The following is a 13,161-nucleotide window of genomic DNA, read 5'->3' as shown; positions in this document are numbered from 1 at the left end:
CAAGAACCGGCGGCCTGTTTGGTCGCTTGGCCGCCGGTTCTAAAGTTATCAAAATGATCAGACCGAATTAGCGAATGGCAACCGGGTTGATGATCATCTGTACAGCGCCCGTAAGCTTGGCCTGCCCAAGAACAAACAGGAACTCGTGCGCCCGGTCTGCGGCCAGATCCCTAGTGACGATATTTTCAAGAATATAGACACCATTTTCTGCCAGAAGCTTCACATGGACCGGGAAGAAAGCACTGGGATCTTCATGGGGAACAGCTTCAAGCCCCCATGTATCGGCGCCAACGGCGACAACACCCTGATTTGCCAACCATTCCGCTGCTTCCAGACCAAGGCCCGGTTCCGTCGTTCCGTAAAGCTCATTGTCCTTCCCGACCAAGTCGAGCCACCCGGTATGGATCAGAGCCACATCTCCCTTTCGAATTTCGGTTCCCGCAGCTTTTTGAGCCGCCATGATGTCCTCAAGGGTGATGACATAGCCGCCTTCAAGACGATCCGTCCCCTTGATCGCAGCAACGTCCAGCAAGACACCACGTGTTGCCATGGGTGGTACATTTTCAATGCCAAGCTTGGTCAGGCCGGTGGCTGCGACCATGTCTTCGGCGTGGTTATTGTTATAATAGGTATGATGATCACCCAGATGACCCAGACCATCAATCTGTGTCCCGACGCCGAGCCAGCCAGTGAACATGTCATCGTTATAGGTTCCTGCATTGCTGCCGATTGTTTTGTTACCGCTTTGTCCAGGCGAGAAAACCGTCACAGCGACGCCACGTGGTGCAAAGGCAGGCGTATCACGTGAAACTTCCATCCCCAGTGAATAGACCTTGCCTTCGGAAATCAGCTTACTGGCGGCAAGTGTTACGTCCGAAGTGAGATAGTTCGCTGCCCCGATTTGATCATCAGGTCCAAACGGTGATGTGAACCGGTCATCTGCCGAAGCGGTACCGATTGTGCCGATAAGACCAAGCATCATGGATGCAGAGACAAGCATTTTTGCTTTTTGCATTTTTTCCTCCCTAAGTTGATAAGGACTCAGGGAACAGCAATTACAGTGCCAACAAAAAAATGGCTTAAAACGGCGATCGTTAAAAGGAATTTGAGCGGCAACCGATCAATCGAACACCTGACATGATCGGTTATCGCTCCGGCAAAACATGCAGGCGATCAGCCTGTCTCACCAAGCTCGCTATTTTTGTCGTTCTATCTTTTGGGAAAAGCGATGGTGCCCCCGGGGAGAATCGAACTCCCACTCACTAGGTGAAACAGATTTTGAGTCTGCCGCGTCTACCAATTCCGCCACAGGGGCAGGCATATATGGGTGCGTTGCGCACCCGCCATCGTGGGGGCGGATAATAGCTGTAAATTTCGTCCGGTCAATGGGGCTTTGCGCAAAAATTGCGTTGTCAACCAGATGGGACTCTCTGCGGGAAAAGATCATTGCGGCACAAGGCCAAATGCGGTTACATCACCCCCATATCGGCCACCGCGCCGCATCGTTTTGATCGTCTTAACCGCAAAGGGCGTTTCCGTGCTGCGTAGCCTTTATGACTGGACCCTTGGCCTGGCCGCCCATCGCCACGCTGCCATTGCGCTTTTCATTATCGCCTTTGTGGAAAGTTCAATTTTCCCGATCCCGCCCGACGTCCTGCTGATTCCCATGATAATCGCAGCACCAACCAAAGCATGGCGTTATGCCTTGATCTGCCTTGTCGGGTCTGTACTGGGCGGCATTGCTGGTTATGGCATCGGTTACTTCCTGTTTGAAAGCATCGGCCAGCCGGTATTGCAGCTTTACGGCTATGGCGCAAAGTTCGATACATTCCGCGACTATTATAATGAATGGGGTGCATGGGCGGTGTTTATTGCCGGCGTAAGCCCGTTCCCCTACAAGGTCATTACCATTCTGTCGGGTGTGACCGCGCTCGACCCGGCAATATTCATGGTTGCATCAGTTCTGGCGCGCGGTTTGCGCTTCTTCATCATTGCTGCCCTGATCTGGAAATTCGGCCCGGCTATTCGCGACTTTATCGAAAAACGGCTTGGCCTCGTTTTTACCATATTTGTTGTGGTTCTTGTCGGTGGATTTGCTGCCATCAAGCTGATCCCGCACGGTTAATACCGCAAAACGATAACGGAACGACCCGATGATAAAATTGCTTCGCGCACATTATGCCCCGACCCTGCCACCGGTTGCCATTTTCCTGATTTCAGCCGGGAGCCTCGGCTTTGCCTTCTATGCCCAGTATGTGCAGAAGCTTCTACCCTGCGTGTTGTGCCTGTATCAGCGCGTTCCGTTTTATGTAGCGGGCGGCCTCGCCATCCTTGCCCTGCTTTTGCTTAGGATACCCGGCGCGTCACGCGTTCTTGTTTATCTGTGTGGCATGGCATTTGCCATCGGAACCGGCATTGCGATCTATCACGTCGGTGTCCAGGAACTATGGTGGGAAGGCCCGGCAATGTGCGGCGGACTGACAAGCGGTGCAGCTTCGGTCGCGGACCTCAAGGCACAGTTGATGGCGCAGCCGATTGTTCGCTGCGACAAGATTGACTGGGCCCTGTTTGGCATCACGATGCCAACGGTCAATGTCTTCTTCTCCGCCATTCTTGCCATCCTGTGCTTTATCGCTCCATCGCGCTGGATGAAGCGGTAACATTTGCGATCTGCCCCACGAACCTGCCGGTAACGATCTGGCGGGTTTGAAGACCGATACCTAACACGACCAATACCCGACCCGATTAAATTTGCTCCATTTGTGCCTTTCTCCAGATTGATAATGCGAATTGTTCTTGTTTGCATGCAATTCTTCTTATAGTGTCCACCAATCCAACCATTAATTAATCAGGCAGGACCGGCGCATTGAAGGCAACCGGCTTCTGCCATAACACAGACAAGGACGATCCTAGGAATGCCGGACATGACATTCCATCCTCAAATGACCAGCAGGATAGAGGGCATCTCGCTTCTGGACGATCTGCGTTTTCGTCGCTGGAATTCTGCGATTACCGATCTGTGGCATGTCGAATGTTGTGAAAAGGCCGGGGGCACCTACGTTTCCTGTGCACCAAGACTGGTCGCCATTCTTGATTGCAGCGGACAATCGAACTTCCGCGTCAAAACGCCCGAATATCCTTTTGGATCTTCTCGTCGCCAACAGGGGTGCCTGTCATATATTCCGGCAGGAATGGAAATTTCGGCCGAAATTCGGGAAAAATGCCGGTTACGCCACCTTGATATCCATCTCGATATCAACAGCCTTGAAAAGCATCTTGATCAAGAGATTGATCGCGCAATCCTTGAAACGCCCCGGATCGGTTTTTGCGATCCCCGGATCAGATCACTTGTGCACATGATCGCAGACGACCTCGCCAGCGATATCGCCTCGCCCGACCTGTACGGAGAGAGCCTGGTAACGGCCCTTACCAGTGCATTGCTGACACCACTTCCCGAAAGCGAAACATCACGCAAACGCGGCAAACTTGCCCCGCACCACTTGCGCAAATCGGTCGAATTTATTGAACAGAATTGCGGTCGCGTCATCCGGCTTGATGAACTGGCGGAACTGACTGGTCTGTCACAATCCTATTTCTGCTCGGCATTTCGCGAAACAACCGGCATGCCGCCCCATCAATGGCAAATGAAGGCACGCATTGAACGCGCCAAATCCATGCTGCGGGACAACACAACACCGCTTGCCAGTGTCGCGGCACATGTCGGCTTTGCCGATCAGGCCCATCTGACCCGCGTATTTCGCCGCATCACAGGCACCACACCGGGCGTATGGCGACGCGAACAATCCGCCTGAAAATTAAACCAAAATCCGTTCAATACGGGCAAATAGGGTTCAATATCTGGTTTTCCTAATCGTGCTATCGGACTGTCACACATGACAACCGATGCAGGAAACCCCTCAAATGACGTTCTTGACCCGAACGCGGTTCAAAACAGCCCTTCTCGGCAGCGTTGCAATTCTATGCACCAGCTTGCCCACACAACTTCTCGCCCAGCAAGCCACGGACGAAACCAACGAGGAAATCGTTGTCGATCCTCTTTTAATCGAGGCAGAGCGCCAAGAAACAGCAACATCACCGGTCAAGGGATATGTTGCCGGACAAAGTGCTACAGCGACCAAAACCGATACCCCAATTGCAGAAACCCCGCAGTCCATTTCAGTGATCGGGACTACGGAAATTGAAGCCCGCCAAGCTCAGTCCGTGTCAGAAACACTGAACTACACGGCTGGTATTCAACCTGACAAATTTGGCTATGACAAGCGTTTGGACTGGTTCAACATTCGTGGGTTTGATGAAACCCAGAACGGTCTTTATCGGGACGGCCTCCAGCAACGCTCCTATAGTTTTGTTTCTTGGCAACAGGAAACATACGGATTGGAACGCATTGAACTGATGCGTGGCCCAACTTCAGTCCTTTATGGGCAAAATGCTCCTGGTGGCCTGATCAATACAGTATCCAAACGGCCAAGAGCCGACATGGAAAACGAAATTGAACTCCAGACCGGCAGCCATAATCGTAAGCAAGGCTCATTTGATATTGGTGGAAAAATTGTCGAGGATGGTTCGGTTCTTTTCCGTGCAACCGGGCTTCTCCGAGACTCTGACACGCAGGTTAACTACGTCGAAGATGACCGAGTTTATTTCGCCCCTTCCCTAACATGGGAAGGGGAAGATACCAGTTTGACTCTATTATCTTATTATCAAGAAGATAACACCGGTGGCGCCAATAGTTGGCTTCCTGCAAACGGCACATTCCGCGACGCTATCAACGGTGCCATTCCGACAGATTTCTTCACGGGTGAACCAGGTTACGATCACTATGATCGTACTCAGTATGCCATCGGCTATGAATTCAGCCATAACTTCACTGATTCCCTGATGTTCCGTCAGAATGCTCGCTATAGCTATGTTGAGGTTGATTATGACAGCCTTTACGGAAATGGCTGGGCAGACGAAGCCGCAGGCACACTAAACCGCGGTGTTCAGGAGACTGATCAGGAAGGTGACTCCTTTGCCATCGACAACCAACTGCAGGCAAAGTTCGAGACTTCCGGCATCCGCCACACCATGTTGGGTGGACTGGATTATCAGCGATATGTTTTTGATCGTTTCCTGCGCTACGGAACGATTGATTCCATCAACGTTTACAATCCTTCCTATGGAAGCCGTCCGACCAGTTATTCCACCCCAACCGATGAAAAGCTTACAGCAGAACAGGTTGGTGTTTATTTACAGGATCAGATCGAGTTTGACGAACACTGGGTTCTGACCCTCGGTGGACGTCATGACTGGGCGGATGAATCGACACTGAACCAGCAAAATGGAACGGAAAGCAGTCGAAACGATAGTGCTTTTACAGGACGGACCGGGCTTGCCTATAAAACCGATTTTGGCCTGACTCCCTATGTCAGTTATTCTGAATCATTTAATCCGGTTTCCGGTTCAGATCGCTTTGGCAACAGTTTCGATCCTGAAGAAGGTGTTCAGTACGAAGTTGGTGCCAAGTACGAACCAGAAGGTTTTGATGGCTTGTTCACCGTGGCCCTGTTCGATATCACTCGTGAAAATGTTCTGACAAATGATCCTTCTGGTGGTGCTTTTGATAACATACAGGAAGGTGAACAGCAGTCCCGTGGCCTTGAGATTGAAGGCCTGTTTGAACCTATTGAAGGCCTGACGACAAAATTTGCCTATACTTACCAAGATGTCGAGATTACCGAAACCAACACCGCATCCGAAAAAGGCAATACTCCATCCGGTATTCCAGAGCACACTGCATCAGCATGGGCTGACTACACTTTGAATTCTGGCCCGTTATCTGGTTTGGGAGTCAATGGCGGCATACGCTATCTGGGATCAACATTTGCAACTGATGCAAACAATGTCAAAGTCCCTTCAACGACTCTGCTTGATGCTGGCATTCACTATGATCTGGATGCTTATCGTTTCGCACTTAATGCCACTAACCTGACAGACGAACGTTATGTGACTTCCTGCGCCGATAGCACAAACTCGTGCTATTACGGCCAGGGACGTACGATATTGGCATCGGTAAAATATCGCTGGTAGTTACCACCTGACTGCGATGAAACACAAAAAGCACTGTTCTTAATTGGGCAGTGCTTTTTGTTTATTAAGAAGGGAAGAGAACGGGACGTTCCTAAAAATCGTATTCCAGTTCGGTATCCCAGTACAAAAAATCCCGCCAACTTTCGTGAAGATAGTTTGGCGGGAAGCGGCGTCCGATGGTCTGGAGTTCGTGCATGCTCGGCTGTTCGGGGGTCCTGCGCAGCCGAAGTCCGGCTTCCCGGATCGATCGACTGCCCTTGAAAAGGTTACAGTCCGAACAGGCCGTCACAATGTTGGACCAGTTCGTGCGACCGCCCCGCGACCTTGGGATCACGTGATCAAATGTCAGGTCACTAGTTGGCAGACGATCCCCGCAATACTGGCAGGAAAACTGATCGCGGAGGAACACGTTGAACCGGGTGAAGGCCGGGCTGCTTTTGAGCGAAACATATTCCTTGAGCGATATGACGCTTGGCAGTTTCATTTTGAAGGACGGGGAATGGACTTCACGGTCATATTCTGAAAGAACATCAACGCGTTCCAGAAACACTGCCTTTAGCGTATCCTGCCAGGACCACAAGGACAGCGGGAAATAGCTTAACGGCCGGAAATCGGCGTTAAGAACAAGTGCCGGACACGCATTGGGCGATAAATGCATACCATCCGCTCCACCGTGTTTACCGAGTCGCACCCACTATTTAGCAGGTTCGCGAATCGCGGGTGATGAACATATCGTGACGTTTCATCAAGCCATGCGACGCGGTCGCGTAAATCACTGATAGAGCAAAGTATAGACCAATTTTCGCAAAGCGCAAATGCCGCTTGAAGCCGAGTCGCAAACATTTGCATAAAACCGGCATGAACAAAGACGACTCGTATCTGCGTCCTGCCGCCCGAACAAACAAAAAGGCCGCGCATCGGTGATGCACGACCCTTTTATGGCCCCGGAACAGGGCGATCTGAATTCTTTGAAAAACGAAAGGCCCGCAATCGCGAGCCTTCGTAATTCTTAAAGCAGAAAGCGTGCCTTAGGCAGCTTTTGCTTCAACAGCCTTGGCGACCTGGCGTTTGATTTTCACCAGCTCTGCCGACAGCTTGGAAGCTGCAGTGCCGAGCACATATGCATCCAGACCACCACGTTTTTCAATGGTGCGGATCGCATTGGTGGTCAGACGCAGACGCACCGAACGACCGAGCGCCTCGCTCAGCAGCGAGGTCGGCTGCAGGTTCGGAAGGAAACGACGTTTGGTGCGGTTGTGGGCGTGGCTCACATTCATGCCGACCAAAACGCCTTTGCCGGATACCGGGCAGCGACGTGCCATGACCTGATCTCCTGGTCTATAATTCGCAAAAGGACGCTTGGCCTGACATGCAGGCCCGCGCTTGGAGCCGGGTTATTACCGCCTCTGGCAGATGCCGTCAAGCCTTCATCCACGCTTTTACACGACAAAAACACCTGTTTTGCACATTCCGTTCATATTGCATCGCGCAAGAACGGCTTTTCCCACCACAACCACACGGAATCAAGCGATTTTCCCCGACATGCCGCCGTACCTCCGGTTCGGTTTGGCGCTCCGTATACCTGCGGGTTACCCGATTCTGACAGATCGCGACCAAGCACATATAATATTAAGGTGAGGGCTTCCCTCTGTCGCCCTCCGGATACTTCTCCAACAGGCCAGTCGTTTTTTTTCACAAAAAATGCCGGGCCACGTCACTTCTGCAAAATCCGTCTCGTCTTGTTTACGAGCGTCGACGGAATGTCATTCCGATGTCCGAGCGCTCGAGACCAGCTTGAAGGGTTCAGACATGAAGGTCGTCATTATCGGTGGTACGGGCCTTATCGGCACCAAAACCGTCGCGCGTCTTGCCACGCAGGGCCATGACGTGATCCCGGCCTCCCCCAATACAGGTATCAATACAATCACCGGCGACGGGCTTGCGGAGGCACTTGAGGGGGCTGAGGTCATTATTGATCTTGCGAACTCGCCCTCGTTTGAAGACGCGGCAGTCATGGAATTTTTCCAGACATCTGGGCGGAACCTTCTGTCGGCCGCAAAGGCTGCCGGTATCCGCCATCACATCGCCCTTTCGGTTGTCGGTACAGATCAGTTGCAGGGCAGCGGATATTTCCGCGCCAAGAAGGCGCAGGAAGGCCTGATCAGGGCATCAGGCATTCCCTTTACCATCGTCCATTCAACACAGTTCTTTGAATTTGTCAGCGGCATTGCCAATGCCGGCACCATCGGAAACGATGTTCGCCTTTCAACAGCCTTTATCCAGCCAATTTCATCGGACGATGTTGCCGATGCAATGGCGGCCTTTACGCTTGGCAAACCGATGAACGGCATTGCCGAAATCGCCGGACCGGATCGTTTCCGCATGCATGAACTGGTCGCGAAATATCTGCGTGCCATGCAGGACCCTCGCGCCGTCATTGCCGATCCCAAAGCTCCCTATTTCGGTGTTGAACTTTCCGAAAAGGCACTTGTCCCGGATATCGATGCGCGGCTTGGCACGAACCGGTTTGAAGACTGGCTCGGGCATTCAATTGCAGCCCAGTGAATACCCCATACATCCACAACCTACGACCACCTTTGCTTGTTTACCCATCCCCGACAGGAGGCAAAAATGATCAGGAAATTTCTCTTCGCGTCCGCCCTGCTTGCGCCCATCACTTTGGCACAAGCCGCCGCGGCCCATTCAGAGGACAAAGACGCCAAAGTCACCGTTGTCTATGAGCACGAACTGCCCAATGTGCCTGGCAAAAGCATGAAGGCTGTATTGGTCGAATATGGCCCTGGCGGCTTTTCCTCGGCACATACCCATCCGGAATCGGCATTCATCTACGCAACCATCCTTGAGGGTGCGATCAACAGTCAGGTGAATGATGGCCCGGTCATTACCTATCGCGCTGGCGAGAGCTTTTCCGAATATCCAGGCGACCGCCACGGTGTCAGCGCAAATGCCAGTGACACCGACCCCGCAAAACTGCTTGCCGTTTTTGTTGTCGATACCAACGAGACCGTCCTGACCACCCCGATTGAGAAATAACCCGTCGGCGTCCCCCCCCTCCGCCGGCACGGGTCGCCGCATCAGTTTCCCCCGACCCGGGTGCGGCGATCCTTATCCGACATGTTGGCTGCACCGAGAACCTGCCAACCGGTCCACCAAGCAAAACAAGGAAAACAAACCATGACACTGCGTGTTGAAAACCATTTCAAACTTGCATCAAAATGCATAAAGCCGATGATGGCATTGGAAGATGCCATTCAGGAAAGCAGCCTTGAGCATCGCCTGCTTGAACTCGTGAAAATCCGTGCGTCTCAGATCAATGGATGTGCATTTTGTCTTCATATGCACACCACCGATGCCCGTGCTGCCGGAGAAAGCGAAATGCGTATCTATATGCTTGATGCATGGCGGGAATCATCGCTTTACAGCGAACGGGAACGGGCAGCACTTGCCTGGACCGAAACCCTGACCCTGATCGCCAACAACGCCACCTCTGACGAGGAATATACCGCCCTTGCCGGCGTATTTACCCCTGAAGAACAGGTTTATCTGACGATGGCTATCGGTGCGATCAATAGCTGGAACCGGTTCCAGATCGGCTTTGCCGCATCTCATCCGGTTATTGCGTCCGATGTACCCGCCTGATGATGCAATTGCGGTGTTCGAAGAACACCGCATTCAACTCAAACGGTTGGCTTACCGAATGCTTGGCTCTCTGGCCGAGGCGGATGACGTTGTGCAGGACGCCTGGATTCGTTGGCAACGCACCGATCAAAGTGTTGTCCGGAATCCCGGTGTTTTTCTGAAACGCATCGTCACCCATCTATGCCTTGATGTAATGAAGTCCGCTCGCGCCCAACGTGAAATTTATGTCGGAAACTGGCTTCCCGAACCTTTGGTCGAAGTCGAGGAAGAACCAAAAACCGATGAACTGACCCTTGGATTAATGCTGGTGCTTGAACGGTTGTCACCGCTAGAGCGCGCGGCATTTCTACTTCATGACGTTTTTTCGGTCTCGCTTAATGATGTCGCCGAAACACTGGATCGTGACCCGGCGGCCATCCGGCAACTTGCCGTGCGCGCCCGAAAACATGTCCGGGCAGCAAAACCTCGATATAGCGTCGAACGCGACGAAGGCGAAAAAATCACACTGGCCTTTTTCAAGGCCGCGACCCAAGGCGATATCAGCACATTAAGTACCATGCTGGCCGATAATGTTGTAATGCACGCTGACGGGGGCGGCAAAGTTCACGCGTGGCTTAACCCGATCCGTGGTGCCGACCGGATCATGCGGCTGTTTGCCGGACTGTTCCGCAAACGGTATGGCGAAGCTGAAAAGCTGCTGTCTTTTCTTTGGATCGACGGGTTGCCTGGATTTGCCAGTCTGGAGCGCGGCAATGTCTTGCAAACCACCGCCCTTGAAATTCGGGACACCAAAATTACCCGCATCTTTATCACCCGCAATCCGGACAAGCTTCAGCATGTGGCCAGATTGCTGAATATGTCTGATCAACATGCTCAATGAACAGGTTACGTAGCGATCACTCTGTAATTTGCCCCATGTCGCCGAAGCACAGATTGATCCTTGTCAAAACATCATCGCGCATTCGGTGTTAGCGTGCTGTCATAGTTATTCCGCACACGCTTGGAGAGCATTGCGCAAGATGAAAACCGATTCCAAGGTATCCCTGCCCCTTTTGGGCATTTTACTTGTCGCCGTAATTGGTCTGGTTCTGTATCTGGCCGGGTATGTGCTTGCGCATTTCGGTATTCCTGTCGCATCGATCTGGATTTATGTCGCCCTGGCGCTGGTTCCTGTCTGCTTTCTTGTGCTTCTGGATTTCAGCCGCTAAGCATTTGCACTGCACGCTGACAACAAACGGCCTGCCGCATTGCGGACGGGCCGTTTTGTTTATCCGACGCAGGATTAAACGTTTGATTCCGTTTTCTGCCAATGCGGATCATCACAGGGGCTGCTGGATGGCCGGGCAAAGAAATAGCCCTGATAGGCGTCCACCCCCATCGCGGCAAGTTCACTGCGCTGTTGCTCGGTTTCAATACCTTCGGCAATCACATCAAGCCCAAACCGGTGCGCAATCAAAATCGCCCCTTCAATCACCGCACGTGCATTGATATCCATGTTCAGGATGAAAGATTTATCGATTTTTACGGCGTCTACACGGATCTGATGCAATCGTGAAAGGGATGAATAGCCGGTGCCGAAATCATCAATATGGATTTCCACCCCCTGATCATGCAGATCAGACAGGACTTCCGAAATCAGTTGCGTGCGCCGGATATCAAAGATCGATTCCGTTACCTCAATAATCAGACGGTTGGCTGGCAACCCGGTTTCAAGCAGAAGGTTCTCCACCATACGGGCAAAACGCGGAACCACGATCTGACGGACCGAGACGTTAACCGCCACCTTAGGCCCGCCTGCAAAACCGGACCAGTCAAGAATGGTTTTGCAGGCCTCGCGCATGACCCATTCACCGATATCGACAATCAGCGCGGATTCCTCGGCAATCGGGATAAACTCGTCGGGCGGTATACGCCCAAGTTCGCCACTTTCCCACCGTAGCAAAACTTCGTAAGCCTCAATTTCCCCAGTTTTTGCACCTACCACTGGCTGATATTCAAGATACAGCTCGTCGCTTGGCATCGCCTGACGCAGGGCCTGATTTATGGCAAGCCGACGTTCCTGTTCGACCAGTAATTTGCTGTCATAACTGTGCACGCTGCCACGTCCTGATCGTTTGACTTCCGCCGCGGCAAGATCGGCCCAGTGGATCATTTCGGCAATTTGCGGGTTTTCCGTCATCCCGAAAGCAACGCCGGTACTAAAACCGACATGCAATGTCTGTCCCGCAATATGGATGGGCCGGTTGACCGCCGCACGAACCTCACCGATGGTCTGATCAACCAGTTGATGCAGGTTTTCGGGCTGGTCGGTCAGGATCATGATGAATTCATCACCACCCCAACGCCCCACCGCATGACGTTCATCAACATATTCCCGCAGGCGGGCCGAAACTTCCTTAAGCACCAGATCGCCGATCGCATGGCTCAACCCGTCATTGATCTGTTTGAAATGGTCAAGATCAATGAACAGAACCGCATAAGCACGATTACCGTGGCTTGCACGAGCTTCTTCAAACCAGGACACAATGCCGTCGCGGTTCAGCAATCCGGTCAAAGTGTCACGGACCAGAAGATTGCGAAGTTCCCGCGTCCGTTTCGCCACGCGGGTTTCCAGTGTCACATTCCAGTCCCGTGTGATCCGGTTCTGTTCGCGCAGATCATCGACCAGACCGTCATTTTCATGTTTAAGCGCAAGCGACCGATAGAGGATCACATGATTGTTGCGATGGGTAACCATCATGACAGTCAGAAATATGAAGCCCAGTCCAGCCAGCACATAATTCGGTTCGGGCATGACGATCAATACAATGCAGGCCGGCAGCAGCAGCATCACAAGATAAAACCGCCCGACCCGGAAAACAGGGGCCAGAATGCCGGTTGCCCCGCCGGCAAGCCCGGCGAGAATGATGAGCATGACAAACCGGCTTTCATTGCTTTGTCCCGGCAGATCAAATATGGCTGCCAACGCCCAAAGCGTTGCCCCAGAACAAACACCCAAGGCATATCGGACAAGCCATTTGTGGAAATCCGTATCATCAAACGCCGAAACCAGTCGCCGTTCAGCATGATAACGATACCCGCCAAACAACCGGATCGCGGTCGTTATAATGATAACGGCAACCCATATGCTCATGCCAAATGACAGTTCGCCCTGAAACCACAGGGTCCCTGCAAGGCCGCTCCCGGCCGCCAGATTGACAAGAACGTTCGCCCAGTTGTTACGATAGGCAAGGTCAAGAAGGTCCCCACGAACCTTCTTTTGCAGCGCCGGCCCTGCTTCGTTCCCGTGTCCGGGTTCCAAAAGCAGCCGTTTCAAGGTTTTGGCCATCCTGGCCGTTAACTGCCCCATCCGGTATTTCCGTTACAGCCGTTTACACGCTCAACCATCGGATGCGCAACACTAGCTGTTTG

13 protein-coding genes and 1 tRNA gene are annotated in these 13,161 nt (G+C 52.5%); 9 read left to right on the top strand and 5 right to left on the bottom strand.

The features are described 5' to 3' along the window. Window positions 1–67: 67 nt before the first annotated feature. Entirely contained in the window at window positions 68–1,015 is a 948-nt protein-coding gene (locus R1T41_RS10620; protein WP_317341500.1) for a cyclase family protein, read from the bottom strand. 214 nt (window positions 1,016–1,229) lie between these two features. After that, window positions 1,230–1,315, bottom strand: a tRNA-Leu gene (locus tag R1T41_RS10615). Window positions 1,316–1,537: 222 nt separating this feature from the next. Here R1T41_RS10615 and R1T41_RS10610 point away from each other — a divergent pair. The 4 genes from R1T41_RS10610 (at window position 1,538) to R1T41_RS10595 (ending at window position 6,090) form a co-directional block, all read left to right on the top strand. Then, window positions 1,538–2,125, top strand: coding sequence for a YqaA family protein (locus tag R1T41_RS10610; protein WP_114111331.1), 588 nt, complete (start codon window positions 1,538–1,540; stop codon window positions 2,123–2,125). A gap of 28 nt (window positions 2,126–2,153) precedes the next feature. After that, window positions 2,154–2,660: a disulfide bond formation protein B gene (locus R1T41_RS10605; RefSeq protein ID WP_317341499.1), complete on the top strand. Its 507-nt coding sequence runs from the start codon at window positions 2,154–2,156 to the stop codon at window positions 2,658–2,660. A 264-nt stretch (window positions 2,661–2,924) separates the two neighbouring features. Beyond that, window positions 2,925–3,812, top strand: a complete 888-nt coding sequence (locus R1T41_RS10600) for an AraC family transcriptional regulator (protein ID WP_317341498.1) — start codon at window positions 2,925–2,927, stop codon at window positions 3,810–3,812. A 109-nt stretch (window positions 3,813–3,921) separates the two neighbouring features. After that, complete coding sequence (locus tag R1T41_RS10595; RefSeq protein WP_317341497.1) at window positions 3,922–6,090, top strand: TonB-dependent siderophore receptor; 2,169 nt, start codon at window positions 3,922–3,924, stop codon at window positions 6,088–6,090. A gap of 91 nt (window positions 6,091–6,181) precedes the next feature. Here R1T41_RS10595 and R1T41_RS10590 read toward each other — a convergent pair whose 3' ends face one another. Both R1T41_RS10590 and rpmB read right to left on the bottom strand, forming a co-directional pair. Beyond that, window positions 6,182–6,748 carry an HNH endonuclease gene (locus tag R1T41_RS10590; RefSeq protein WP_007089028.1) on the bottom strand — a complete coding sequence of 189 codons (567 nt, stop codon included), beginning with the start codon at window positions 6,746–6,748 and terminating at the stop codon, window positions 6,182–6,184. A gap of 370 nt (window positions 6,749–7,118) precedes the next feature. Beyond that, window positions 7,119–7,412, bottom strand: coding sequence for a 50S ribosomal protein L28 (gene rpmB, locus R1T41_RS10585; protein WP_062951537.1), 294 nt, complete (start codon window positions 7,410–7,412; stop codon window positions 7,119–7,121). A 487-nt stretch (window positions 7,413–7,899) separates the two neighbouring features. Here rpmB and R1T41_RS10580 point away from each other — a divergent pair, with 487 nt between their 5' ends. The 5 genes from R1T41_RS10580 (at window position 7,900) to R1T41_RS10560 (ending at window position 10,958) form a co-directional block, all read left to right on the top strand. After that, window positions 7,900–8,655: an SDR family oxidoreductase gene (locus R1T41_RS10580; protein WP_317341496.1), complete on the top strand. Its 756-nt coding sequence runs from the start codon at window positions 7,900–7,902 to the stop codon at window positions 8,653–8,655. Between the two features lie 66 nt (window positions 8,656–8,721). Next, window positions 8,722–9,144 carry a cupin domain-containing protein gene (locus R1T41_RS10575; RefSeq protein WP_317341495.1) on the top strand — a complete coding sequence of 141 codons (423 nt, stop codon included), beginning with the start codon at window positions 8,722–8,724 and terminating at the stop codon, window positions 9,142–9,144. Between the two features lie 141 nt (window positions 9,145–9,285). Then, window positions 9,286–9,750, top strand: a complete 465-nt coding sequence (locus R1T41_RS10570) for a carboxymuconolactone decarboxylase family protein (protein ID WP_317341494.1) — start codon at window positions 9,286–9,288, stop codon at window positions 9,748–9,750. Then, window positions 9,737–10,630 carry a sigma-70 family RNA polymerase sigma factor gene (locus tag R1T41_RS10565; protein WP_317341493.1) on the top strand — a complete coding sequence of 298 codons (894 nt, stop codon included), beginning with the start codon at window positions 9,737–9,739 and terminating at the stop codon, window positions 10,628–10,630. The genes R1T41_RS10570 and R1T41_RS10565 overlap by 14 nt, the downstream gene beginning before the upstream one ends. A gap of 139 nt (window positions 10,631–10,769) precedes the next feature. Beyond that, the gene (locus tag R1T41_RS10560; RefSeq protein WP_062951542.1) at window positions 10,770–10,958 is read left to right on the top strand and encodes a hypothetical protein; all 189 of its coding nucleotides are present in this window, start codon (window positions 10,770–10,772) and stop codon (window positions 10,956–10,958) included. A gap of 74 nt (window positions 10,959–11,032) precedes the next feature. On the opposite strand, the gene R1T41_RS10555 is transcribed toward R1T41_RS10560, so the two are convergent. Beyond that, on the bottom strand, window positions 11,033–13,066 hold the full coding sequence (locus R1T41_RS10555; protein WP_317341492.1) for a bifunctional diguanylate cyclase/phosphodiesterase: 2,034 nt from the start codon (window positions 13,064–13,066) through the stop codon (window positions 11,033–11,035). Window positions 13,067–13,161 lie beyond the last annotated feature (95 nt).

The organism is Thalassospira lucentensis (assembly GCF_032921865.1).
GTDB classification, from domain to species: domain Bacteria; phylum Pseudomonadota; class Alphaproteobacteria; order Rhodospirillales; family Thalassospiraceae; genus Thalassospira; species Thalassospira lucentensis_A.
This window is presented reverse-complemented; position numbering and strand designations above follow the sequence as displayed.

What these genes read in the sequence shown, in the direction of transcription:
- R1T41_RS10620 (WP_317341500.1), bottom strand. Translation starts at nt 1,015, where the DNA reads ATGCAAAAAGCAAAAATGCTTGTCTCTGCATCCATGATGCTTGGTCTT.
- R1T41_RS10605 (WP_317341499.1), top strand. Translation starts at nt 2,154, where the DNA reads ATGATAAAATTGCTTCGCGCACATTATGCCCCGACCCTGCCACCGGTT.
- R1T41_RS10600 (WP_317341498.1), top strand. Translation starts at nt 2,925, where the DNA reads ATGACATTCCATCCTCAAATGACCAGCAGGATAGAGGGCATCTCGCTT.
- R1T41_RS10595 (WP_317341497.1), top strand. Translation starts at nt 3,922, where the DNA reads ATGACGTTCTTGACCCGAACGCGGTTCAAAACAGCCCTTCTCGGCAGC.
- R1T41_RS10590 (WP_007089028.1), bottom strand. Translation starts at nt 6,748, where the DNA reads ATGCATTTATCGCCCAATGCGTGTCCGGCACTTGTTCTTAACGCCGAT.
- rpmB (WP_062951537.1), bottom strand. Translation starts at nt 7,412, where the DNA reads ATGGCACGTCGCTGCCCGGTATCCGGCAAAGGCGTTTTGGTCGGCATG.
- R1T41_RS10580 (WP_317341496.1), top strand. Translation starts at nt 7,900, where the DNA reads ATGAAGGTCGTCATTATCGGTGGTACGGGCCTTATCGGCACCAAAACC.
- R1T41_RS10575 (WP_317341495.1), top strand. Translation starts at nt 8,722, where the DNA reads ATGATCAGGAAATTTCTCTTCGCGTCCGCCCTGCTTGCGCCCATCACT.
- R1T41_RS10570 (WP_317341494.1), top strand. Translation starts at nt 9,286, where the DNA reads ATGACACTGCGTGTTGAAAACCATTTCAAACTTGCATCAAAATGCATA.
- R1T41_RS10565 (WP_317341493.1), top strand. Translation starts at nt 9,737, where the DNA reads ATGTACCCGCCTGATGATGCAATTGCGGTGTTCGAAGAACACCGCATT.
- R1T41_RS10560 (WP_062951542.1), top strand. Translation starts at nt 10,770, where the DNA reads ATGAAAACCGATTCCAAGGTATCCCTGCCCCTTTTGGGCATTTTACTT.